21 protein-coding genes are annotated in these 23,918 nt (G+C 71.3%); 5 read left to right on the forward strand and 16 right to left on the reverse strand.

Going from position 1 to position 23,918, the window contains the following annotated elements; translation table 11 throughout:
• Positions 1-76: 76 nt before the first annotated feature.
• The 6 genes from ETD85_RS33875 to mraZ all read right to left on the reverse strand — a co-directional run bounded on the left by ETD85_RS33875 (position 77) and on the right by mraZ (position 7,725).
• Positions 77-1,354: a UDP-N-acetylmuramoyl-tripeptide--D-alanyl-D-alanine ligase gene (locus tag ETD85_RS33875; protein ID WP_138693893.1), complete on the reverse strand. Its 1,278-nt coding sequence runs from the start codon at positions 1,352-1,354 to the stop codon at positions 77-79.
• The gene (locus ETD85_RS33880) at positions 1,354-2,883 is read right to left on the reverse strand and encodes a UDP-N-acetylmuramoyl-L-alanyl-D-glutamate--2,6-diaminopimelate ligase (protein WP_138693894.1); all 1,530 of its coding nucleotides are present in this window, start codon (positions 2,881-2,883) and stop codon (positions 1,354-1,356) included. The genes ETD85_RS33875 and ETD85_RS33880 overlap by 1 nt, the downstream gene beginning before the upstream one ends.
• 40 nt (positions 2,884-2,923) lie before the next feature.
• Entirely contained in the window at positions 2,924-4,654 is a 1,731-nt protein-coding gene (locus tag ETD85_RS33885; protein ID WP_449290118.1) for a peptidoglycan D,D-transpeptidase FtsI family protein, read from the reverse strand.
• A 950-nt stretch (positions 4,655-5,604) separates the two neighbouring features.
• The gene (locus tag ETD85_RS33890; RefSeq protein WP_138693895.1) at positions 5,605-6,120 is read right to left on the reverse strand and encodes a hypothetical protein; all 516 of its coding nucleotides are present in this window, start codon (positions 6,118-6,120) and stop codon (positions 5,605-5,607) included.
• On the reverse strand, positions 6,110-7,075 hold the full coding sequence (rsmH, locus tag ETD85_RS33895; protein ID WP_138693896.1) for a 16S rRNA (cytosine(1402)-N(4))-methyltransferase RsmH: 966 nt from the start codon (positions 7,073-7,075) through the stop codon (positions 6,110-6,112). The genes ETD85_RS33890 and rsmH overlap by 11 nt, the downstream gene beginning before the upstream one ends.
• Positions 7,076-7,293: 218 nt before the next feature.
• Positions 7,294-7,725 (reverse strand): division/cell wall cluster transcriptional repressor MraZ, encoded by a 432-nt coding sequence (mraZ, locus tag ETD85_RS33900; RefSeq protein WP_138693897.1) that lies wholly within the window; start codon positions 7,723-7,725, stop codon positions 7,294-7,296.
• Between the two features lie 407 nt (positions 7,726-8,132).
• Here mraZ and ETD85_RS33905 point away from each other — a divergent pair, with 407 nt between their 5' ends.
• The 3 genes from ETD85_RS33905 to ETD85_RS33915 are packed head-to-tail and all read left to right on the forward strand — an operon-like array spanning position 8,133 to position 12,941.
• Entirely contained in the window at positions 8,133-9,170 is a 1,038-nt protein-coding gene (locus ETD85_RS33905) for an AAA family ATPase (RefSeq protein ID WP_379507729.1), read from the forward strand.
• A gap of 52 nt (positions 9,171-9,222) precedes the next feature.
• On the forward strand, positions 9,223-10,485 hold the full coding sequence (locus ETD85_RS33910) for a DUF58 domain-containing protein (protein WP_138693899.1): 1,263 nt from the start codon (positions 9,223-9,225) through the stop codon (positions 10,483-10,485).
• Positions 10,482-12,941, forward strand: coding sequence for a transglutaminase TgpA family protein (locus ETD85_RS33915; protein ID WP_138693900.1), 2,460 nt, complete (start codon positions 10,482-10,484; stop codon positions 12,939-12,941). Before ETD85_RS33910 ends, ETD85_RS33915 begins: the two co-directional genes overlap by 4 nt.
• 116 nt (positions 12,942-13,057) lie before the next feature.
• Here the strand turns inward: ETD85_RS33915 and ETD85_RS33920 are convergent, their stop codons facing one another.
• From ETD85_RS33920 to ETD85_RS33950, 7 genes are all read right to left on the reverse strand, one after another.
• A complete protein-coding gene (locus tag ETD85_RS33920) occupies positions 13,058-13,456 on the reverse strand; it encodes a DUF3040 domain-containing protein (RefSeq protein WP_138693901.1) in 399 nt (132 codons plus the stop codon).
• A gap of 228 nt (positions 13,457-13,684) precedes the next feature.
• Complete coding sequence (dinB, locus tag ETD85_RS33925; protein ID WP_138693902.1) at positions 13,685-14,926, reverse strand: DNA polymerase IV; 1,242 nt, start codon at positions 14,924-14,926, stop codon at positions 13,685-13,687.
• Between the two features lie 71 nt (positions 14,927-14,997).
• On the reverse strand, positions 14,998-15,750 hold the full coding sequence (locus tag ETD85_RS33930; protein WP_138693903.1) for a methyltransferase domain-containing protein: 753 nt from the start codon (positions 15,748-15,750) through the stop codon (positions 14,998-15,000).
• 543 nt (positions 15,751-16,293) lie between these two features.
• A complete protein-coding gene (gene nusB / locus ETD85_RS33935) occupies positions 16,294-16,704 on the reverse strand; it encodes a transcription antitermination factor NusB (protein WP_138693904.1) in 411 nt (136 codons plus the stop codon).
• 1 nt (position 16,705) lies between these two features.
• Positions 16,706-17,266, reverse strand: coding sequence for an elongation factor P (efp, locus tag ETD85_RS33940; RefSeq protein WP_138693905.1), 561 nt, complete (start codon positions 17,264-17,266; stop codon positions 16,706-16,708).
• A gap of 26 nt (positions 17,267-17,292) precedes the next feature.
• A complete protein-coding gene (locus ETD85_RS33945) occupies positions 17,293-18,348 on the reverse strand; it encodes a M24 family metallopeptidase (RefSeq protein ID WP_138693906.1) in 1,056 nt (351 codons plus the stop codon).
• 165 nt (positions 18,349-18,513) lie between these two features.
• Entirely contained in the window at positions 18,514-20,316 is a 1,803-nt protein-coding gene (locus ETD85_RS33950) for a serine/threonine-protein kinase (RefSeq protein ID WP_170246981.1), read from the reverse strand.
• Between the two features lie 170 nt (positions 20,317-20,486).
• Here ETD85_RS33950 and ETD85_RS33955 point away from each other — a divergent pair, with 170 nt between their 5' ends.
• Both ETD85_RS33955 and ETD85_RS33960 read left to right on the forward strand, forming a co-directional pair.
• Positions 20,487-21,092, forward strand: a complete 606-nt coding sequence (locus ETD85_RS33955; RefSeq protein WP_138693908.1) for a DUF2975 domain-containing protein — start codon at positions 20,487-20,489, stop codon at positions 21,090-21,092.
• Positions 21,092-21,301 carry a helix-turn-helix domain-containing protein gene (locus tag ETD85_RS33960; RefSeq protein ID WP_138693909.1) on the forward strand — a complete coding sequence of 70 codons (210 nt, stop codon included), beginning with the start codon at positions 21,092-21,094 and terminating at the stop codon, positions 21,299-21,301. Before ETD85_RS33955 ends, ETD85_RS33960 begins: the two co-directional genes overlap by 1 nt.
• A gap of 45 nt (positions 21,302-21,346) precedes the next feature.
• Here ETD85_RS33960 and ETD85_RS33965 read toward each other — a convergent pair whose 3' ends face one another.
• The 3 genes from ETD85_RS33965 to ETD85_RS33970 form a co-directional block, all read right to left on the reverse strand.
• Positions 21,347-22,639 (reverse strand): dicarboxylate/amino acid:cation symporter, encoded by a 1,293-nt coding sequence (locus ETD85_RS33965; protein ID WP_138693910.1) that lies wholly within the window; start codon positions 22,637-22,639, stop codon positions 21,347-21,349.
• 72 nt (positions 22,640-22,711) lie between these two features.
• A complete protein-coding gene (locus ETD85_RS67610) occupies positions 22,712-22,795 on the reverse strand; it encodes a putative leader peptide (RefSeq protein ID WP_420847265.1) in 84 nt (27 codons plus the stop codon).
• Between the two features lie 59 nt (positions 22,796-22,854).
• Complete coding sequence (locus ETD85_RS33970; protein ID WP_138693911.1) at positions 22,855-23,895, reverse strand: LLM class F420-dependent oxidoreductase; 1,041 nt, start codon at positions 23,893-23,895, stop codon at positions 22,855-22,857.
• Positions 23,896-23,918: the final 23 nt, after the last annotated feature.

The following is a 23,918-nucleotide window of genomic DNA, read 5'->3' on the forward strand; positions in this document are numbered from 1 at the left end:
GGTTGGGGCGCGTCGGCTGCGCCATCGTCGGGCGCGCGTCCAGCAATATCAACGACATCATGACGGATCGCCACCGCTATCCGGTCGGCGGCTCGGTGTTTTTTTTTGCAAGGAGAAGCCGGAATACGAGTTGTCTTAGGGTCTCGTGGGCTCGGAGATGTGTATCAGAGAAAGCGATGAGCCCCGCGAGCCCCGCCCCTCCGGCCAGCCGGCCGAGCTCGGCGTTGAGCGCCGGCCCGTCCTCGCCCAGCTCCCGCAGCGCCGCGATGACGGCGAAGCGCCGCCGCCCCCGCCCGAGCACCGCGAACGCGCCGAACGCCGCCCGCATCGAGTCGGGGTTGGCGTTGTAGGCGTCGTTGATGACCGTCACCCCGTCGGGCCGGTCGTTCACCTCCATCCGCCACCGGCTGACCGGCGTCGCCGCCGACAGCTCCGCGGCGATGGTGGTGACCGGCAGGCCCAGCTCGTAACCGGCCGCGGCGGCGGCGAGCGCGTTCTCGACCGCGTGCTCCCCGTACAGCTTGAGCGACACGTGCGCCGTCCCCGACGGGGTGCGCAGCGTGAACGAGGCCCGCCCGCGGACGTCCACGGTGACCCCTTCCGCCCGGATCGCGGCAGACTCGCCGCGCCCGAAGAACGTCACCCGGGCCTCGGTACGGGTGGCCATCCCGCGCACCAGGGGGTCGTCGGCGTTCAGGACGGCCACGCCGGTCCGCGGCAGCGCCTCGACCAGCTCGCCCTTGGCCTTGGCGATGGCCTCCTTGCCGCCGAACACGCCGAGATGCGCGGTGCCCACGTTGAGCACGACGCCGATTTGCGGCGGCGCGATGCGGGTCAGGTCCTTGATGTGGCCGATGTTGCGCGCGGCCAGCTCCAGCACCATGAACCGGGTGTCGGCGCCGGCCCGCAGCACGGTCAGAGGGTGGCCGAGCTCGTTGTTGAAGCTCCCGACGGGGGCGATCGTGGCCCCGATCCGGGCGGTGAGCCTGGCCAGCAGGTCCTTGGTGCTGGTCTTGCCGGCCGAGCCGGTCACGCCGATCACGGTCACCCCCGGCAGCGCGGCGGCCTGGGCGGTGGCCAGCTCGGCCAGCGCGGCCGCGGTGTCGGGCACGATCACCGAGGGCCCGTCGACCGGCCTGCTGGCCAGCACCGCGACGGCACCGGCCCGGATCGCCTGCGCGGCGTAGTCATGACCGTCGACCCGCGCGCCCTTGATGGCGACGAACAGGGATCCCGGTTCTACGGCCCGCGAGTCGATCACAACGGGCCCGCGCACCACGGCGCGGGGATCTGCCATTCCCGACAGGGCGCCCGAGGTTATCTCGGCGATCCTGGCCAGAGGCATCGGGATCATTAGTGCTTCCTGCTTTCCTTGCGTGCGTCGATCGCTTCGGCGACCACTTCGCGGTCGTCGAAGGGGATCACCTCGCCTGAAACGTACTGGCCCTGCTCGTGACCCTTGCCTGCCACGACGATCACGTCGCCGCGCCCGGCCCGGGCGATCGCCAGGCCGATGGCGGCCGCGCGGTCGGGCTCAATGATCACATGAGCGCGGTCGTGCTGCGGAACGCGGAGCGCTCCTTCCATCATCGTCGCGAGGATGGCGAGCGGATCCTCCGAGCGCGGATTGTCGCTCGTGAAAATCGCCACATCCGCCAGCCTGGCCGCCGATTCGCCCATCATGGGGCGCTTGCCCTTGTCGCGGTCGCCGCCGCAGCCGAGCACGATCGTGAGCGTGCCCGCCGTGACGGTGCGCAGCGATTGCAGCACCGACTCCACGGCGCCGGGCTTGTGCGAGTAGTCCACGATCGCCTGGAACTCGTGGTCGGCGCCCGTGACGCGCTGCATGCGGCCGGGGACGCCGGTGAGCGTGCCCACGCCGTGCACGGCGGTCTGCAGCGGTACCCCCGCCTCGACGAGGGTGACGATGGCGCCGAGCGCGTTGGCGACGTTGAACGGGCCCGGCAGGGAGATCTGCGCGTCGGCCTCGACCCCGCCGGGGCCGACCACCCTGAACGCGCTGCCGTCCGCGCCGAGCCTGGTCTCCAGCGCCCGCCACTCGGCCTCCGGGTCGCCCAGCGCCGAGAACGTGGTCATCGGCACCTTGGCCAGGCCGAGCAGCTCGCGACCGTAGCGGTCGTCGATGTTCGTCACGCCGGTCCTGCTCAGCTCCGGCTGGAACAGCCTGGCCTTGGTCTCGAAGTACTCCTCGAAGTCCTTGTGGAAGTCGAGGTGGTCCTGGGAGAGGTTCGTGAACAGGGCGACGTCGTAGAAGATCCCGTCGATCCTGCCGAGCGCCAGCGCGTGGCTGGAGACCTCCATGGCGGCCGCGCTGACGCCCTCCTCCCGCATCACGGCGAACAGCCCGTGCAGCACCGACGCCTCCGGCGTGGTGTGGGTCGGCTGGAAGCACAGCTCGCCCGCGTGGATCTCCACGCCGCCGACCAGGCCCACCGTGTGCCCGGCCGCCCGCAGGCCGGCTTCGAGCATGAACGAGGTGGTCGACTTGCCGCTGGTGCCGGTCACGCCGAGGACCTGGATGTCGTGGGCCGGCTGGCCGTACACCCAGGAGGAGATCTGCCCGAGCAGGGCGCGCGGGTCGGGCACGATCAGCACCGGCAGCCCGGTCGCGACGGCCGCGTCGCGGCCGGCCCGGTCGGTGAGCACGGCCACGGCGCCGCTCGCCATCGCCTCGGCGGCGAAGGCGGCGCCGTGAACCTGGCTGCCGGGCAGCGCGACGTAGAGATCCCCGCGTCTGACATTGCGGGAATCGATCGTCACGCCGGTCAAAGCGGCATGAGGCGACCTCGACGTGCCGGAATCGGCGTCGAGCATGGTCGCGAGCCCGGTCAGCGGGCGGGGCGGGCTGGTCGTGGGACGCATAGACGACGGGGGACGCACGGCGAGAGCGTACCTTCCCTGCTCACTGTCCCGCGCGCATCCGCACCGGCGGCGCGGCGGAGCCTGTGGGAGGAATCTTCTTGCTCTTGATGGCGAACGTCATCACATCCTTGAAGACGGGGGCCGCCAGCTGCCCGCCGAAGTGGCCGTTCTTCGGGTTCTGCAGCACCGACAGCACCACGATGCGGGGCTGGTCGGCGGGCGCGAACCCGGCGAAGGAGGCAGTGTAGCCCTCATAGCGGCCGAGCTCGGAGTCGTAACGGTTGGCCGTGCCCGTCTTGCCCGCCACCCGGTAGCCGGGAATGGCGGCGAGCTCGCCGGTGCCGTCGGCGCTGACCGCGCTCTCCAGCATCGTCGTGATCTCCTTGGCAGTCGTCGTGCTCACCACCTTGGTCTGCTTACCCGGAGCAGCCGGAACGAACTTGCCCGAGGTGTCCGTTATGCCGGCGACGATCTGCGGCTCGACCTTGACGCCGCCGTTGGCGATGGTCTGGTAGACGCTGGCCATCTGCAGCGCGGTCACCGACACGCCCTGGCCGTAGGCGACCGTGCAGGCCTGGCTGCCCGACCAGCTCTTGTAGTCGGGCAGCAGGCCCGCCTCCGCGCTCGGCACCCCGCCGCCGGGCGTCGTGCCGAAGCCGAACGCCTTGAGCATCCCGTAGAGGCGCTCGCTGCCGACCTTGCGCGCGGCCATGATCGTGGCCACGTTGCTGGACTGGGCGACCGCCTGGCGGAACGTCATGCTCTCGGGCTTGTGGGCGTGCGCGTCACGCAGGACGCGGTCCGCGCAGCGGATGTTGTCGGGCACCTGGAACACCGTGTCGGGGTTGACCGCGCCCGCCTCCATCGCGGCGGCGGCCGTGATGACCTTGTTCGTGCTGCCCGGCTCGAAGACGTCGGAGGCCGCCTTGTTGACGTAGTGGGACTCGGGGGCCTTGCGCCAGTTGTTCAGATCGAGCTCGGGGCCGTTGGCCATGGCGATGATCTGGGCCGTCTGCACGTCCATGACGATCACGGTGCCGCTGTCGGCGCCGGACTCGCGCACCTGCTCGGTGATGGACTTCTGGGCCGCCCACTGGATGTCGCGGTCGATGGTCAGCCGCACGTCCTGGCCGTTGACGGGGGCCGTGCGCTGGCTGCTCGTCATCGGGATCCGCTGGCCGTCACGCCCGGTCTCCACGCGCTGCTTGCCGTCGCGGCCGGCCAGGAGCGAGTTTCTGGCCTGCTCCATGCCGCCCAGCCCGTCACCCTCGTCGCCCACGAACCCGATCAGGCTGCCCGCCAGGTCGCCCGCCGGGTAGAGCCTGCGGTAGGTCTTCTTCGTGGACAGCGCGGGCACGCCGGCCTGCAGCAGCCTCGTGGCCACGACCGGGTCGACGTCCCTGGCGAGGAGCTGGTAGCGGCTGCTCGTCCTGGCCAGCTTGGCGGCGATCTCCTGCTCGGGCTTGCCGAGCTGCCTGGCCAGGATGGTGGCCATCTTCGCGCGTACGGCGGGCACGACCTTGCTGGGGTCGATCGCCACCTCGCGCGCCTCGACGGTCAGGGCCAGCTCGTTGCCGTTGACGTCGGTGATCGAGCCCCGCTTGGCGGGGATGTCCTCGGTGTGCTGGCGCTGGTCGACAGCGGCGGCAGCGTAGACCTTGGAGTCGAGCCCCTGCATCTGGATCAGCCGTCCCGCGAAGATCGACAGCACGAACGTCATGCCGATCAGCCCGATGTTGACCCGCCTGCGCGGGCTGCCCAGCCGCAGCACCAGCGGCGGCTTGGGCGGGCGCGGCGGCGGTGGCGGCCGGCGCGGCCCCCTGGGCGGCGGCACGTCCGCGCCGCGTTCGGAATGCGGGCGCGACGTCACCCGGTCGCGGCCGCGCGCCGTCTCCTGCCTGGACGCCCCGGCCGGCGGCCTGGACGCGCCCGCCTGGGTACGGCGGGCCGGCCCGTCCTCCTGGCCGCCCCTGCGCCGCGCGTCACCGGCGTCCGGCCGCGCGCCCGCGCGACCCCGCTCGCCGGCTCGCTCCCCGGGCCGTCCTGTGGCCCGCTCCCCCGGCCGCCCCGTGGCTCGCTCTCCGGCCCGTTCGCGGCGCGGCTCCCTGGCCGGCTCACGACCGGGCTCACGACCGGGCTCACGGCCTGATTCACGGCCTGGTTCACGACTGGGCTCGCGCCGTTGCCGTCCGCTCCGCGTCCGGTCGTCGCGCTCCTGCGGACCGCGCCCCCTGGAACGCTCAGGACGCTCGCTCTCGTCCCTGCCCTGAGCGGCCCGCTCCTGCGCGGACCGTCCTCTGGAGCGATCCGAGTCGTCCCGCCCCTGGGCGCCGCGGCCGCGGGAGCGGTCGCCGTCGTCGCGCGGGCGCCGGCGACCGGTGCCCTCGCTGCCGCGGGACCGGTCCGCCTCACCTGGGCGCGACCGGCCGCGCGGCGGGTCCTCCGGGTCCTGCGGCGGACGGCCGCGGTCGGCGTCGTCGCGCCCGAACGGCAGGTCGAAGGGATCGGGCCGCTTGCCGGACTGGCCCGGCGGGTTGTCGGGCGACTTGTCCGGCGACGGAGGGCGGCCCGCCCCATCGGAACGTCCGGAGCCCCCTTGGCGCCCTGTCCGTCCCGGGCCGCCCGAGCCCGACGGCGTACGACGAGCGGCGCCTGGCCCTCCCTGAGAGCCGGCGCCGCCAGCACCGCGGCCGGGGCCCTGCCCCCTGCCGCCTGAGTCCCTCACCGTTCCCTGTCCACCTGGCTCGCCTGGTCGTTGGCGCTGCTCCAGCTGTTGACGTCATCCCAGTCGGTGTGCTGGCCCTGGTTCTCGGCCATGGTGGCGATGGCGTCGGGCTGCGTGATGCGCTGGTATTCCTGGTTGATCTTCTCGTTCTCCTGGCGCGCGACCGCGATCTCCTCGCGCAGCTTGCCGTCGGTGATGGTGTCCTGGGCGAGCATGGTGTTGAGCAGCAGCAGGCTCACCAGGCCGCCGGACATCAACCCGACGACGAGCAGCACGAACGGCGCGCGCTGGCGGCGCGCGGGCCGGCGCCGCGGAGCGGGGCGACTCGGGCGCGCGGAGCGCTCGGCCGATCCGCCGGGCGCCGCGGGAGGCCGCTTGGCGTCGGCCTCGGGGCGTGCGTCGGGACGAGGCCGCGGCTTGGTCTGGTGCGGCGCCACGGACCTGCGCGTGCCCGGCTTGGGCACGGCGCGGCGGACGGGCGCACCCCGGCCTGTCTCCTGCTCAGTCGTCAACACGGATCCTCTCTGCCGCCCGTAGCCGGGCCGAGGCCGCCCGCGGGTTGCGGGCGAGCTCTTCGTCGCTTGGGAGCTCAGCTCCCCTCGTCAGCAGGCGGAACCTCGGCTGGTGAGCCGGCAGTGGGACGGGCAGCCCGGGGGGGCTGGTGTCCCTGGTTCGCGCCGTGAGGGCCTGCTTGGTGAGCCGGTCCTCGAGTGAGTGGTAGGAGAGCACGACGACTCGCCCACCCAGCGCCAGCGCGTCGAGTGCCGCGGGAAGCGCCGCCTCCAGGGCGGTCAGCTCCGCGTTCACCTCGATACGCAGCGCCTGGAAAGTCCTCTTCGCGGGGTTGCCCCCAGTACGTCGCGTGGCGGCGGGAATCGCGTCGCGCACGATGTCCGCAAGCCGCTTAGTCGAGGTTATTGCCTCTTTGGCCCGTTCTTTGATGATCAGGCTTGCGACACGCGGGGCGAATCGTTCCTCCCCGTAGTTGCGCAGAATGCGGGTCAGCTCCGCCGCGGAATAGGTATTGATCACCTGTTCCGCGGTCAGCTCCTGCTGCGTGTCCATCCGCATGTCGAGCGGCGCGTCATAGGAATAGGCGAAACCCCGCTCGGCCTCGTCGAGCTGCGGCGAGGAGACGCCGAGGTCGAACAGGGCCGCGTCGATCACGGGGTGCCCCGCCTCGGCGAGGACCTCCTCCAGGTCACCGGAGGAGGCGTGGACCAGGGTGATCCGGTCCGCGTAAGGGCTCAGCCTGCGGGTCGAGAAGTCGATCGCGAAAGGGTCGCGGTCGATCCCGATCAGGTGCAGCGCCGGATGGGAGGCGAGCAGGGCCTCCGAGTGGCCGCCAAGGCCGAGGTTGGCATCGACGACGACGGGCCGCGGCCCGGACAGTGCGGGACCGAGCAGCTCCAGAACGCGCTCGAGCATCACCGGAACGTGACCGCCCGTGCCAGCGTTGTCTTCCATCTCCAACCCCCCTCTCGCGTCCTGCTCGCGGATGACGCGTATCAGCCGATCGCCGGTCCTACTGGGTCCCCACCCCGGCGCCGCCCGGCCAGGTCCCCATCCGCACCCTCTTCGTGGACGCCCGCCATCTGACACCGGGGAAGGTGCATCAGCTGGCCGGCAGTGGTTGCGGGTGGAGACCTCGCCGAACGACATCACCGACGGATCGACCGTGGTCACTACAAGATCCCTGGCAGCACCTCCTCCGACAGATCGGCGAACGCCTGCTCCTGTGCGCTGAGATAGGTGTCCCAGGCCTGTGCGTCCCAGATCTCCAGCCGGGTGTTGGCCCCGATGACGACGCAGTCACGCTCCAGCCCGGCGTATTGGCGCAGGGTCTGCGGGATTGTGATGCGTCCTTGTTTGTCTGGTTTCTCGTCGGACGCGCTGGCGAAGAAGACGCGGCTGTAGTCACGCACCGCCTTGGCGGTGACCGGGGCGGTGCTGAGAGCCTCGGTTATGCGCTGGAACTCCTCCACGGGAAACACGTAGAGGCATCGCTCCTGGCCTTTGGTGATCACAAGACCCTCCGCCAGCTCCTCACGGTACTTAGCCGGCAGGAACAGCCGTCCCTTGTCGTCCAGACGCGGTTGATGGGTGCCGAGGAACATCGGCCCCACCTCCCGTGCCTCGTGAAGCGCTCAGCGCTGGTGCACCGGGCTCTCCACTGCGCACCACCATACTCCACTTCTCCCCACCGTCAACTGATTCGAACCGTCTTCATCATCAGTTTCCGTTGCGTTACCGCAGGTCAGAGCGATGGAGCGGGGTGGAGCGGGGTGACCGGCCGGTCAACCCTCATGGGCGTGTCGAGGGTTCAAAAGGCCGCGGAAATAGGGGCTCGGACGCTACGCGAAGGTCCCCGTGGTGGAAAGTGGAGCGGGGAGCGGGGCGACGTGTCACAGGATTCGCACCGCGATGCGACAAGAACCGGAACATCCACGGGGTTCCCTGAATATCCACAAATGTCGCTCGAGAACCCACAGCGTCGTAGGGTCGTACACACAATGGAAAAGGAATGGCATGGCTCCCGCAAAGGCACCAACGGGACGGCCGTCGCACTTCTCATGGAGGCCTGGTGGCAGTAACCCATGACGTCCCTCCCCAGCTCGACGAGCTGGTCTCCACGGCCCACCGGATCCGGCAGGCCATCGAGTCGGTGATCGAGGGCAAGAGCGACGCCGTCCGGCTGACGCTGACCGTCTTGCTCGCCGAGGGCCACCTCCTGATCGAGGACGTGCCCGGCGTCGGCAAGACCATGCTCGCCAAGGCGCTGGCCCGGTCGATCGACTGTCCCGTGCGCCGGGTGCAGTTCACCCCCGACCTGCTGCCCAGCGACATCACCGGGGTGAGCGCGTACAACCAGCAGACCAGAGAGTTCGAGTTCAAGCCCGGCCCGGTGTTCGCGAACATCGTGGTGGGTGACGAGATCAACCGGGCCTCCCCCAAGACGCAGTCCGCATTGCTGGAGTGCATGGAGGAGCACCAGGTGACGGTGGACGGGGTCACCTACCGGCTGGACGCGCCGTTCATGGTGATCGCGACCCAGAACCCCATCGAGATGGAAGGCACCTATCCCCTTCCCGAGGCGCAGCGCGACCGCTTCACCGCGCGGGTCGCGATGGGCTACCCGGAACCGACCGCCGAGCTGGAGATGCTCGACGTGCACGGCGGCACCTCCCCGCTCGACAAGCTGGAGCCGGTGGCGACGACGGCCGAGGTGCGCGCGCTCATCGAGGCCGTACGCGGCGTCTACGTCTCACAGGCGGTCAAGAAGTACGCCATCGACCTCGTCGTGGCCACCCGCCACTCCCCCGACCTCCGGCTGGGCGCATCGCCCCGGTCCACGCTGCAGCTCGTACGCGCGGCCAGGGCGCACGCGGCGCTGGCGGGCCGCGACTACGTCATCCCCGACGACCTGCAGGAGCTGGCGATCCCCGTGCTCGCGCACCGGCTGCTGCCCAGCGTCGAGGCCCAGGGACAGCGCCGCCTGCCCGAGCAGGTGGTGACCGATCTCGTCAGGCGGGTGCCGGTGCCGGAGACGCGAGGCCGCTGATGGATCCGCTGCGCAGCGAGCACATCCGTCGCCGGCACGGGTTGAGGACACAGTGAGAGCCGGACTGCGCGCGCTGACCTCCCGAGGCAGGTCGTTCCTCGCCTCCGGGATCGCGGCGCTGCTGATGGCCGTCTTCCTGGGCGAGAACGACCTGTTCAGGATCGGGGTGCTGGTGACGGCGCTGCCGCTGCTGGCGGCGATGGTGGTGGCGCGCACGCGCTACCGGCTGAGCTGCGCCAGGCGTCTCGACCCGCCGAGGGCCGAGGTGGGCGGCGAGGCCACCGTGACCCTGCGGCTGGAGAACGTCACCAGGCTCCCGACCGGCCTGCTGCTCATCGAGGACACCGTTCCGTACGCGCTGGGCGTGCGGCCCAGGTTCGTGCTGGACCGGGTCGAGTCGCGGGGCGTGCGGGAGATCGACTACCGGGTGCGCTCGGACCTGCGCGGCCGTTACACGATCGGCCCGCTGTCCATCCGCATCGCGGACCCGTTCGGGCTGGTCGAGCTCACCCGCTCGTTCACGATCAGCGACACGCTCGTGGTGACGCCGCACGTGGCGGCGCTGCCCCACGTACGGCTGTCGGGCGAGTGGACGGGCGGCGGCGACAGCCGTACCAGGAGCGTGGCCGCGGCGGGCGACGACGACGTGGCCCCGCGCGAATACCGGCAGGGCGACGACCTGCGGCGGGTGCACTGGCGCTCGACGGCCCGCCACGGCGAGCTGATGGTGCGCCGCGAGGAGCAGCAGTGGCAGAGCCGCGGCGCGCTCCTGCTGGACACCCGCAGGTACGCCCACCGCGGCGAGGGCCCGCGCTCGTCCTTCGAGGTGGCGGTCTCCGCCGCCGCCTCGATCGGCGTGCATCTCGCCCACGAGGGTCTGGGCCTGCGGCTGGTGACCGACCTGGGCGCGGAGCACCTGACCGACTCCGGCCTGAGCTACTCGTTGCTCGACACCCTCGCCGTGGTACGGCACAGCCCCGCCCGCTCGCTGGAGATGGGCGTCTCGGCCCTGCGCCAGGGCGGCGGCGACGGGCTGATCGTGGCCGTGCTCGGCTCGCTCGACCCGGAGGAGGCGAGAGAACTGGCCCGGCTCAGGCACAGCGGCATCACCGCGGTGGCGGTGCTGCTCGACGTGAGCACGTGGGAGGGCGGCGACCGCGCGGCGGCCGAGAGCCACCAGGCCGTGCAGGCCGTGCTGGCCGGATACGGCTGGCGCATCGTCCGCCTGCCCGCCGGAACCTCGATCGCCTCCGTCTGGCAGGACGCCGCCAACCGCGGCAGGTACGCGGTCAACCCGGCGGGAGGCGCGGCATGAGGCTGACCGTCGCGTCGGGCGTGGCCACGTTCGCCGCGGCCATCCTGCTCTATCCGCTCTTCTCCGGCGGCGCCTGGTTCTGGAGCTCGCTCGGCGCCGTGCTCGCCGTGGTCGCCGCGGGCCTGCTCAGCAGCCGCCTGTCGCTGCCGGCCTGGGCCGCGCCGCTGCTCGGGGTGGCCGCGACCTGGATCTACCTGACCGCGTCCTTCGCCGCGAGCGAGGCGTGGGCCTGGCTGGTGCCGACGAAGGGGTCGGTGGCGGAGCTGGCCAGGCTGCTCGGCGTCGGCTGGGCCGACATCCAGCGCTTCGCCGCTCCCGTGCCGCCGACCGAGGGCATCACGCTGCTGACCGCGGGCGGGGTCGCGTTCATCGCGATCTGCGTGGACCTGCTCGCCGCGCGGGTGCGGCGGACGGCGCTGGCCGGGCTGCCGCTGCTGGCCCTGGCCACCGTGCCGGCCACGATCCTGCCCGACCCGATCAGCTGGCCCGCGTTCATCATCGCGGCGCTCGGGTTCGTCAGCCTGCTGATCGCCGACGGGCGCGAGCGGGTGGGTCACTGGGGCCGGGCGGTGCTGGTACGCAGGACCACCCGGGCGGCGTCGTCCGGCAACTCCTCCGGCAACTCGTCCGGCGCGCCGCGCACCGCCGCCGACACGAGCGGCCTGCGGCTGTCGGGCAAGCGCATCGGGTTCGCCGCGATCGCGCTGGCCGTGCTGCTGCCAGCGCTGCTGCCGGCGATGGAGCCGGTGTCGTTCTTCACGTTCGGCGTGGGCGGCAGAGGGATCGGCAAGGGCAACTCGATCAGCATCCCCAACCCCATCGCGAACCTGCGCGGGCAGCTGGAGCTGCCCGAGCGCCGGGTGGTGCTCACCTACACCAACAACGACGACAAACCCCGCTATCTGCGGATCTACTCGCTCGACACGTTCGACGGCCAGCAGTTCGGCATGACCGAGCCGAAGGGGTCGCCGGACAACAGGACGGACAACGGCCCGCTTCCCGACCCTCCGGGGCTGGGCGCGGAACCCAAGATCAACAGCGTGGTCACGAACGTCCAGATCAGCGACGAGATCGCGCGGCTGTCGTTCCTGCCGCTGCCGTACCCGGCCAGGGAGATCCGGGTGGAGGGCGACTGGCGCGCGGACGTCGACACGCTGATGGTCTTCTCCACCCGCGACGAGGCCGCCGGCATCGAGTACCAGGTGGGCACGAGCGAGCCCGAGCCCACCGCGGACCTGCTGGACTCGCTGGACGGGACCAGGCCGCGGGCGGATCCGCGCTACCTCAAGCTGCCGGAGAACCTGCCTCCCGAGATCGGCGAGCTGGCCTCCCGCCTGACCGCGAACGCCTCGACGAGCTACGAGGCCGCGGTCAAGCTGCAGCAGTTCTTCACCAAGGACGGCGGCTTCACCTACAACGTGCGCACCCAGGGGCACAGCAACTCCGCGCTGCGGGACTTCCTGCTGCGCGACCGGGTGGGCTACTGCGAGCAGTTCGCCGCGTCGATGGCGGTGCTGGCCAGGCTGGTGGGCATCCCGTCGCGGGTGGCGATCGGCTACACGGGCGGCACGAAGATCGGCGACCGCTGGACGGTCGGCACGAACGACTCCCACTCCTGGCCCGAGCTGTATTTCGAGGGCGTGGGCTGGCTGCCGTTCGAGCCGACGCCCGCCGGATCGCTGGGGCAGGGCAGCGCGCGCGTGCCGACGTACACGCAGCCCAGGCCGGAGGCGACCGGCGAGGCCGCGACCCCGACCCCGGGCGCGACCAGCTCATCCGCCGACGAGCCGATCGACCCGTCGAACCAGCTCAACCCCCGCCAGGCCGACCGCGAGGCCCTCATCGCGACCGGCGGGCTGCCGCCCGACGACTCGATGCCGCTGATCGGCAAGCTCGGCATCGGCGCCGGGGCGCTGCTGCTCCTCCTGCTGATCCCCGCCGGCACGCGGCTGGTCACCAGGAACCGGCGCGTGCGCAGCCTCGGCTGGAAGGTGTCGGAGCCCGCCGACGAGCTGACGGCCAGGCTGGTCTCTGACCAGGAGGCGAAGGGGCGGAACCAGTCGGTCGCCGCGGCGTGGGCCGAGCTGGACGACGTGCTGTACGACTACGGCATGGCCCGCGAGACCAGCGAGACCCCGCGGGCCCTGGCGCGGCGGCTGATCCAGCAGTACGAGTTCGACCCGGACTCGGCGGCGGCCATCACGGCGATCGCCTCCGCGGTCGAGCGGGTGCTGTTCGCCAGGGATCCCGGGCGGATCGGCCCCATGAAGAAGGAGCTGCGCACGGTGCGGCAGGCCCTGGCGGCCACGGTCTCACGCGGGCGGCGGGTGCGCGCGGTGCTGCTGCCGCCCTCGACCCTGCGCCGGCTGCGCGGCCTCGGCGAGCGCCTGCTCGACGGGTTCGACCTGCTGGAGAACATCAGATTGCGGCGGACGGCAGCCCAGAAGGGCTCCTGACGACCGACCCGCGCGTGCGGCCGTCCCCCTGACGGGTGGACGGCCGCACGCTTTGCTGTCTCCACCGGATCGGCACGAGTGCCGGCTTGCCGGTCAGCCCTGGGCGGTTTATCTGCTCAGCGCTCGTCGTGGCGACGGCGCCAGCGCTCTTCCATGCGCTCCATGAAGGTGCCACGGTTGCCCCTGCGGGCAGGCTTGCCCGGAGGTACGGCCGTGCCGGAGGCGGGAGCAGCGTCTCCGAACCCATTCATTCGTTTCCAACTGGACAAGCCCCACAGACACGCGGCGAGCATGACCACGAAACCGCCGACGCCGAGCCAGATCAAACTCATGACCACGCCGACCATCATGATGACGACACCGAGGGCAAAGCCGATGGAGGCTTTGACCAGGCGACGCTTGTAATGGCTGCGCGGGTCACTGATCCTTACGGTGTTGGCCCACTTCGGGTCCTCGGCGTAGAGGGCCTGCTCGATCTGGTCGAGCAAGCGCTGCTCGTGCTCAGAGAGCGGCACGGCGCCTCCCAAGGACGGCCCCAGGACGGGGAAGACGGCAACGGACGACACGGGGTGTCCGAACCTCGCGGTCGGTTATCCCCAGAATACGAGGCTGTAGACGTAGGCGAAAGCAAACGTCCAACGCAGACCAAACCGGAGGTGACGTCATGGCTCCATTGTGGCCCATCTCGCCCCCCTTCCCCCAAAATCGCGACACTGACGCCCCACGAAATCCAGACATCGACGTCATGTCTCTATTTCATCAAGCTTGCCACGTACAAGCGACGCTGGGAGCACCGCATCGGGACCGAATCTCCGGATCGCCTTGTCCATGGCCTGTTCGGCCTCGCGCCAGCCGGTCTCCCGCTCGCCCAGGCTGAGCTGGCGGGTGGCCGCATCGGCCGGCTTGAGGTTTTCCATCCTGACGCCGACCAGGCGCAGCCGTACGCGCTCGAGCCCGGCCGCCTGGAACAGCTCGCAAGCTGTGGCGTAAATCACTTGGGCGACGTCGGTCGGCTCGCGCAGCGTACGCGAGCGGTTGATCGTGGTGAAATCGGCTCGGCGTAGCTTCACACTTACAGTTCTTCCCACGTGGCCGCCCTTACGCATCCTGGCGGCCACCCGCTCGGACAGGCGCAGGAGCTCGCGCTTGATCACCTCGGGGTCGTCGACGTCCACCGCGAACGTCTCTTCGTTGCCGATGCTCTTGTCCGGGACGTGCGCGCTCACCGGCCGCTCGTCACGCCCCCAGGACAGCGCCGCCAGGTGACCGCCCACGGCCTGCCCGAGCTCGCGCTGGAGGGTGGCGTGGGGCACTCTGGCCAGGTCTCCGACCGTGCGGATGCCGAGGCGTACGAGGGACTGCTCGGTGCGCTCCCCGACGCCCCACAGGGCGGATACGGGCAGCGGGTGGAGGAAGTCCACGACCTGGTCGGCGGGCACCACCAGCAGCCCGTCGGGCTTGCACTGCTTGGATGCCAGCTTTGCGATGAATTTGCTGCTCGCCACGCCGACGGAGCACGTGATGCCGTAGCGGTCGAGGACCTGCTCCCTGATCATCGCGGCGATGGCGGCGGGCGCGCCGAGCCTGCGCCTGGCCCCGCCGACGTCCAGGAACGCCTCGTCGGACGCGATCGGCTCGACCAGCGGGGTGATCGTGTGGAAGATCTCCATGACGCCCTTGGAGACCTCGGAGTATTTGCCGTGGCTGGGCGGGATGATCGTGGCCTGCGGGCACAGCCTGCGCGCCCGGCTCATCGGCATCGCGGAGTGCACGCCCTGGGCCCTGGCCTCGTAGGTGGCGCTGAGCACGACGCCGCGCCCGGCGGGCGAGCCCACGATCACGGGCCGGCCGCGCAGCTCGGGCCGGTCGAGGAGCTCGACGCTGGCGAAGAAGGCGTCCATGTCGACATGGAGGATCGGGCAGCCGCTGTCATCGACCCCGGTACGCGGAGCGGGGCCGATGCCGGTGATCTGCTTGCGAGACACGTCGCCTATTCTATCCGAACAGGCGTTCTAGACCGAGGGCTGCGGGCATCGGTTCTTCCCTTCCTGCCGCCTCAGTTCCGGTGGCCGAGCACATGGAGCTGCGTGGCGATGTCTCTCAGCACGGGATGGGTCGCGGCGGCCTGCTCCAGCGCCACGAGGCTCTCGGCCGCGCCGGGCTCGCCGTCCACCAGCCTGCTCGGCACCAGGTCGGCGAAGACCCGCACGCCGTGCACGGCGCCGATCGCGAACCCGGTCGCACTCAGCAGCTCGACCAGGGTCTCGGCGGCGAAGCGCCGCGGCGTGGGGTCACGGTCGCCCCAGGTGCCGCCGGGGTCGCCGAGCACCGCCCTGGCCTCGTCGAACTGGCCGGCCAGCGCCCGGTGGATGGCGCTGGCGACGGGATTGGCGGCCAGCACGCTCACCGCGCCGCCCCTGCGCAGCACGCCCGCGACGGCGGTGAGTGCGCTGATCGGGTCTTCGACGTATTCCAGCACGCTGTGGCACAGCACCAGGTCGGCGCTGTCGCGGCTGAGCAGCTCGCCCAGGTCGGCGGCGTCGCCCTGCAGCCCGCGCACGCCGACGCCCTTCTCCTTGGCGCGGCGCTCCAGCGCGGCCAGCGAGTCGGGGCTCGGGTCGACGACGGTGACGGTGTGGCCGAGCGCGGCCAGCGGCACGGCGAACCCGCCGGTGCCACCTCCGGCGTCCACGATGTCGAGGCCCTCGCGGCCCGTGGCCGCCGTGCGCTCGGACAGGACGGACCGCAACGCGTCCCAGACGACGGCGGTCCGCACCGCCGGGGTCCTCGTGACGCCTTCAGCACGCAACGTCGGCTCCTTCTCCCTCGCGAACTGCTTCTTCGCGGACGGGCCCAGCCTACGCCGTACGCGGGATCGCCCGCTCCCGACCGGCGGCACCCGGCTCCTTCCGCTTCTTCCGCACGCGGGGGCGCCACATGTGTGCGGAAGGCGGGGCGTGCCGTACATGCGTCTTCCTGGCGCGCACGAGGAGGGCCGGCGGGCCGTACACGGTCATCCTGGCGCGCACGAGGGAGGCCGGTAGGCCGTACATGCGTCTTCTCGGCGGGGGTCTTGGGCGGCGGCGGCTCGCGGGCGTCGCCTCAGATCAGCACGCGCGCCCGCGCCGCCGCCCCGGAGAAGGGGCGCGTCGCGGCTGGTGACGCGCCACTTCTCCGCACGGCCGGACATGCTCCGGCCACCCGGTCAGGCTCCGCTCCCAGAACGCGGGCATCGTGCCTGGCCGCGCGGCTGCACACGTCTCTCGCTGGCGCGAGCCGTGCAGGCTGGCATGGTTGGAACGTACCCCGAACACGCGACCCTGCCTCGCCAAAACCCGCTGAAACAGGGTGTCTAAAGGGTAAGGCTTGGCTTGAGCTGCTTGAAGCGGGCCAGCAGGCCGTTGATGAACTGGGGCGACTCGTCGGTCGAGAGCTCGCCCGCCAGGTGCACCCACTCGCTGATGACCACGCCCTCGGGCACGTCGGGCATCCACAGCAGTTCGTACGTGCCGCCGCGCAGCAGGTTGCGGTCGACGGCCGGCATGCGGTCGAGCGTCCAGCCCTCGGCATAGGTGGTGATCAGCTCGTCGATGCGGGCATGGTGCCTGGCGACGCCCTCGACGATGGTCGAGGTGTACTCGTTGACCGGAGGCTCCTGCCGCTCCACGCGCTCAGCGAGGATCCGCAGCGGATCCTCGCTGCGCAGCTCGGCCTCGAACAGGATGTCGAGAGCGCGTCTGCGTGCTTTGCCGCGTGCCGACACCTCAGGCCCGGCCGAGGTATTCGCCGCTGCGGGTGTCGACCTTGACCTTCTCGCCGGTGGTGATGAAGAGCGGGACCTTGATCTCGGCCCCGGTCTCCAGCGTGGCGGGCTTGGTGCCGCCGGTGGAGCGGTCGCCCTGCAGGCCGGGCTCGGTGCTGGCGATGGTCAGCTCGGCCGCCGCGGGCAGGTCGACGTAGAGCGCGGCGCCCTCGTTGAAGGCGACCGTCGCCGTGGTGTTCTCCAGCATGTAGTTGGCGGCGGTGCCGACGGTGACGCTGGGCACGGTGACCATGTCGTAGGTCTCGGTGTCCATGAAGACGAAGTCGTCGCCGTCCTTGTAGGAGTACTGCATCTCGCGCTTGTCGACGTTGGCCACCTCGACCTTGACGCCGGCGTTGAAGGTCTTGTCGACGACCTTTCCGGAGAGCACGTTCTTGAGCTTGGTGCGCACGAACGCGCCGCCCTTGCCCGGCTTGACGTGCTGGAACTCCACAACGGCCCACAGGTCACCGCCGTCGAGCTTCAGCACCATGCCGTTCTTGAGGTCGTTGGTCGTCGCCACTCGTTCTTCTCCCGCGTGCGGCCGCTCTAAAGGACGAGCAGCTCCTTGGTCGTCTTGGTGAAGAGTTCCGGCCCGCCCTCACGTGTCACGAGGGTGTCCTCGATGCGAACCCCTCCCCGGCCCGGGAGATAGACCCCAGGCTCGACGGTGATCGGAACTCGATCCTTTAGTCTACCGGTCCGCGAGGGGCCCAGGAACGGCTCCTCGTGGATCTCCAGTCCGACTCCGTGGCCCAGGCCGTGACGGAAGTGGCCGCCGTGGCCCGCGTGCTCGATGACCGAACGCGCCGCCGCGTCCACGTCGTCGGCCCCGGCGCCCGGGGTGAGCGCGTGCCGGCCGGCCCGCTGCGCCTGCGCCACCAGGTCGTAGATCTCGCGCTGCCAGGCCGCGGGCGCGCCGAGGCACACCGTCCTGGTCATGTCGGCGTGGTAGCCCCGGTAGCGGGCGCCGAAGTCCATGGTGACCAGGTCGCCGGCGCGCAGCTCCCGGTCCGTGGGGGCGTGGTGCGGGATCGCGCCGTTCTCGCCCGCGGCCACGATCGTGTCGAACGCCGGCTTGTCGGCGCCCAGCTCGGCCATGCGGTTCTCGAGGAGGCGGGCCAGGTCGCGCTCGCTCATGCCGGGCGCGATCCGCTCCACGACGTCGGCGAACGCCTGGTCGGTGATCTCGCAGGCCGTACGCAGGAACGCCAGCTCGGCCTCGTCCTTGACCGCTCGCAGCACCTCGACGACGGGCCCCAGCGGCACCGGCCCGCCACCCGGCACCGCGCCCTCGCCCAGCCGGAGGTACGTGGCCACGCTCATGCTCGCCGCCTCGATGCCGGCACCCGGCGTCATCAGCGTGCCCGCCACGTCGGACGCCTCGGCGGACGGGACGTCCAGCGTGCGCGCCTGCTCGATGTAGCGGTTGTCGGTGGCCAGCAGCGCCGATCCGTCGGCCCTGACCAGGACGGCCGCGTTGGAGCTGGACAGGCCGGTGAGATAGCTGACGTTGACCGGCGAGGTGACGAGCAGGGCGGGGACCTCACGGGCGGGCAGCAGCTCGGCCAGCCGCGCCCGGCGCGCCGGGTAGTCGAAGGTCATTCCGCCAATGTACGGCTCCCGGCCCTGACGTCAGAATCGTGGCGCCTTGCCCCGTCCTGCCCGCCTTGCCCGCCTTGCCCGCCCGACAAGCCGGGCGGGCCGTCTGCGCGAGGCGGGCACGCCGTCCAGCCGGGCAGGCCACCTGGACGAGCCGGGCAGGCCGTTCTAGCCGTTCGGGAGCCGCCACTCGCGCAGGAACTCCGACAGCGGCCCGGTCGCGTTCATGTCGCCCTTCTGCTGTGCCCGTTGCAGGTCGCGATAGATGCCCGCGATCTGCCCGACCTCGGGCCCGCCGTGCCCCTCCTGGAACTTCCGGCCCGCTTTCCTGATCTTGTCGTGGGCCTTGGCGGCGACGGACGGGTTGATCCCGCCCATGGCCTCCTGCGCCGTCAGCGCCTCGTCGAACGCCTCCAGCCACCTGCTCCATCCGCCCGGCGGGATCTGGTCGCCCAGGGTCGCCTTGGGCGCCACGGTCTCGTTGAGCGAGGTGGGCGGCTCGGTGCCGGGTCCGATGGTGGTCACGAGGCCCTGGGAGGGGTCACCGGAGGACGACGGGGTGGGCAGCGGCTCGGACGAGACCGGGGCGGAGGTGGGCACGACGCTCGGCGTGGTCACGGCGACCGGCTTGCCGCCCGAGCCGGCCCACAGCACCATGCCGACGGTCACGACCGCGATGACCGCCACGGCCGCGCCGAGCTGCAGGAACAGCTTGCGGTTCGATGAGGGCGGCTGGGCGTCCAGCTCGCTCGACTGGAAGATCGCGGTGTCACCGGCGCGCGCCGCCGGACCCGGCCGGGTCCCGGACCCGCCGAACTGGTACACCTCGGTGGCACCCGCACCCGCACCCGCACCCGCGCCCACACCCGGAACCGAAGCTCCGGCCGCCCCAGCCCTCGCGCCCGCCGCGAGCCCCGGGTCGCGGAGCGAGGCGCCGGTGACGGGCTGGACGCCCGGGTTGGCGCCCGGGTTGACGCGCGGCCTGGCGATGGCGGCCAGCGCCCGCCGGATCGTCTCACCGCTGGCGGGCCGCCGCGCGGGATCCTCGGCGATCATGGCCAGCACCAGCCGGTCCAGCTCGGGCGACACCTCGGGCCGGTACGTGCTCGGCGGAGCGGGCGCATCCCTGCGCCCGCCGGAGGCATCCGGCCTGCCCGCAGCACCGCCGGAAGAACCCGGAGCACCGGCAAAAGAACCCGCAGCACCGCCGGAGGAACCCGCAGCACCGCCGGAATCAGCCTCGCCGCCGGAGGAAGCGGCCTCGCCGTCCCCCGCGCCCGCACGGGGCGTATCACCTGCCCCGCCGTCCGAAGCTCCCTCAAGTCCGGCACCTGACCTCGCCTCAGTCGCCGCACCAGGCCCGGCGCCCGGGGTCTGGGCATCGAAGGCCGGGCGGCCGCACAGCAGCTCGTAGCAGACGCACCCGAGCGCGTACAGATCTCCCGGCGCCTGCGCCTTCTGCCCCGCGACCCGCTCCGGCGCCACGTACCGGCCGTCGCGGGCCGGGGGCTCGCGATCGTCCATCCCGAACCCGACGACCTTGAGCACCCCGCTCCCGGCCCGGCGGAAGCTGTCGGGACCGACCTGCCCGTGCACGACCCCGGCCCGGTGCGCGGCGTCGAGCCCGGCCGCGGCCTGCCCGACCAGGTCGCACACGTCGACGACCCGCAGGGGCCCGCCCTGGGCGGCCAGCTCCTCGCCCAGGCTGAGCCCGGTCAGGTACTCCGTCACGATGAACGGGGCCCCGTCCCGGTCGCCGACGTCCAGCACCATGGCCACGTTCGGGTGGATGACCCTGGCCACGGCCTGGGCGTGCTGCCTGAGCACCTCCCGCGTGGCGGCCCCCGCCGCCTTGGCGCCGAGCACCTTCACGGCCACGACCCAGTCGGCCCGCGTGTCGTAACCCCGCCACACCTCGCCCATGGGCCCGTGACCGATGAGCTCGTCGAGCCGGTACCGGTCAGCGACCAAGGCGCGCTCCGTCGCGTCGGACATATCCCCGCCAATTACTCGAACATCAGGATTTCCGACCAACCATAGGGCCCCGCGGCCACTCCCGCCCCACCATCGCCCGCGCACCACCGGCTCCGGCCACGACACCCCGCTGGACATAACGAGAGTCGTTATTTACGATTATCGTTATGTCAACCCGGTGGATCATCAGACTCGAGACGCTGCTGAGCGTCGGCTTCACCCTCGGCTGCCTGGGCGCCCTGGCCGGCCTCGCCACGAACGTCGCCATCGCGTTCTTCGACGCGCCGAACGGCCTCGGCATCCCCCTGCGCGTCCTCGACATCCCCGTGGCGGGCCTGGCCGCGGACGGCGCCTCGATCGGCGACGCGACCGCCGAGGTGACGGTCCGCCCCGAGGGCGCCTCGCCGCTCGCGGGCCTGCTCTACCTGCTGCTCTGGGCGCCGGGCACGGCGACGGGGCTGCTCGCGCTGTTCACGGTCATCCGGGCGCTGGGCAGGGCGCGGTCGGGCGACAGGGCGCTGTTCTCCGCGGTCACGGCCGGCCATCTGCGCAGGCTCGGCTGGATCCTGATCGTCGGCTCGGTCGTGTCGGCCGTGCTCGGGTCGGTCGCGGAGACCATACTCGCTTCCATGCTGCTGGCCGAGAGCTACCCCTTCTACCCGCCGTCGGGCGAGGTGCTCGGGGCTGTCGTGGCGGGCTTCGCCGCGCTGGGCGTCTCGGAGATCGTCCGCCGGGGCCTGACCCTGCTCGAAGAGGTCGAGGCCACCATCTGATGACGGAGCCGGCGATCAGGGTGCGGCTGGACGAGCTACTCAAAGAGCGCGGCATGACGCTCACCGAGCTGTCGCACCTGGTGGAGATCACCGTGGTCAACCTGTCGATCCTGAAGAACGGGCACGCCAAGGCGATCCGGTTCTCCACGCTGACCCGGCTGTGCGCGGCGCTCGGGTGCCAGCCGGGCGACCTGCTCAGATACGAGTGAAGGGGGCGGGAAGGCCGCCCCCTTCACAGATATGAGTGTCCGCGATCAGGCGGTCGCCGGCTCGGGCACGCGCGGCGTGCGCGCGGCCGCCGGGGCGTCGTCGAGCGGCTGCGGCGGCGCGTTGAAGACGGCCTCGTCCAGGCGCCCCTCCGACCGCGCGACCAGGACGGGGACGACGAGCTGCCCGGCGACGTTGGTGGCCGTGCGGATCATGTCCAGGATCGGGTCGATCGCCAGCAGCAGGCCGACGCCCTCAAGCGGCAGCCCGAGCGTGCTGAGCGTGAGCGTCAGCATGACGATCGCCCCGGTCAGGCCCGCCGTGGCGGCCGAGCCGACCACCGAGACGAACGCGATCAGCAGGTAGTCGCCCACCCCGAGCTGCACGCCGAACACCTGGGCCACGAAGATCGCGGCCAGCGCCGGGTAGACCGAGGCGCAGCCGTCCATCTTGGTGGTGGCGCCGAAGGGCACGGCGAACGCCGCGTAGTCGCGGTCCACCCCGTTGCGCTCGATCGTGACCCGCTGCGTCAGCGGCAGCGTGCCGACCGACGAACGCGAGACGAAGGCCAGCTCGATCGCCGGCCAGGCGTTGCGGAGGAACCGTACGGGGCTGACCTTGCCCCACACCGCCAGCAGCGTCGGGTAGACGGCCAGCAGCACGATGAAGCAGCCGATGTAGACGGCGGCGCTGAACTTGGCCAGCGGCGCGAGCAGGTCCCAGCCGTAGGTGGACACGGCCTTGCCGATCAGCCCGGCCGTTCCGATGGGAGCCAGCCTGATGACCCACCACAGGGCCTTCTGGACCAGCTCCAGCACCGAGCGGCTGAGGCTCAGGAACGGCTCCGCCTTGTCGCCTATCGCCAGCGCCGCCGCACCGAGCACGACCCCCAGGAAGACGATCTGGAGGACGTTCACCTCGGTGAAGGCGGTGACGACGTTCGTCGGCAGGATGCCGGTGACGAAGTCGAGCCAGGTGCCGGCGTTCTCGGGGGCCTTGGCCGCGCCGGTGTCGAGGGTGACGCCCTGGCCGGGGTTGACGATCAGGCCGAGCCCGATGGCGAAGGCCACCGAGACGAACGCGGTGACGAGGAACCACAGCAGCGTCTTGGTCGCCAGCCTGGCGGCCCCGTTGACGTTGCGCAGGTTGGCCACGCTGACCAGCACCGCGGTGAAGACCAGCGGCGGCACGGCGAGCTTGAGCAGCTGGACGAAGATCTGGCCGACCCTGGTCAGGGTCTCGGCCAGCCAGGCCACGTCCCAGATCTTGGCGACGAAGCCCAGCGCGACGCCGGCCACGAGGCCGAGCAGCAGTTGCAGGGAGAAAGAGAATCTCTTCACGGGAGAGGACGCTCCGAAATCACGGCATGCCGAAGGCACGCCAGGTGAGGGGTGGACGATCGGGGGCTGCGGTCAGCGACAGATCGACCCGTGCAACCGGCACAGGTCGATGTGCAGCCGCTCGACGAGCCACACGAACACCAGCGAGAACCTCACGAGGCGCTTCAACGCCTGTGAAACGGCGCGGATTCCCCCAGAGGGTGTGATTCACCCCACTAGGCGGCGATCTCCTTGATCTGCTCGATCAGCCGCACCCGGTCCTCGTGCGTCCTGCCGAGCGGCGCCACGTTGAGCGTGGTCACCCCCGACTCCTTCATCGCCTGCACGCGGTCGCGCACGAAGCCCTCGCTGCCGATCAGCGACATCTTCTCCAGCAGCTCGCCGGGCACCAGCGCGGCCGCCTCGTCCTTCTTGCCCTCGAGATAGAGGTCCTGGATCTGCTCGGCCTCCTTCTCGTAGCCGTAGCGCCTGGCCAGGTCGTTGTAGAAGTTCTTGCCCTTGGCGCCCATGCCGCCGATGTAGAGGGCCGCCATCGGCCGGCCGAACTCCAGCAGCCCCGCCACGTCGTCGCCGATCGCCAGCGACGCCTGCGCGATCACGTCGAGGCCGCCCAGCTCGGGGTCACGCCTGGCCTGGCCCGCGGCCAGCGACGGGCCCCACACCTCGGCGGCCTTCTCCGGCACGTAGAAGATCGGCTCCCAGCCCTCGGCCAGCTCGGCGGTCAGCTCGACGTTCTTGGGGCCGATCGCGGCGACGACGACGGGGATGCGGGGGCGTACGGGATGGTTGATGATCTTGAGGGCCTTGCCCAGGCCGGTCCCCTGCTCGGGCGGGAGCGGGACCGTGTAGTGGCGGCCGTCGTACTGCAGCCGCTCGCGCCGCCACACCTGGCGGCAGATCTCGATGACCTCCCGGGTGCGCCCGAGCGGCGCGGTGTACGGCACCCCGTGGAACCCCTCGATCACCTGCGGCCCGGAGGCGCCGATCCCGAGCGTGAAGCGCCCGTCGGAGACGTAGTCCAGGCCGGCGGCGGTCATGGCCAGCAGCGTCGGCGTACGCGAGTAGATGGGCAGGATGCCGGAGGCGATCTCCAGCCGCTCGGTCTTGGCCGCGATGTAGCCGAGCTGGCTGACGGCGTCGAACGTGTAGGCCTCGGCCACGAAGACGATGTCGAGCCCGGCCCTCTCGTAGTCGGCGAGTTCGGCCACCGACGCCTTGAAATCACCCGAGTAGTTGAGTGCCATACCGATCCGCATACCGGGCTCCCGTGAACCGAATG

Source organism: Nonomuraea zeae (assembly GCF_005889725.1).
In the GTDB taxonomy this organism is placed as follows: domain Bacteria; phylum Actinomycetota; class Actinomycetes; order Streptosporangiales; family Streptosporangiaceae; genus Nonomuraea; species Nonomuraea zeae.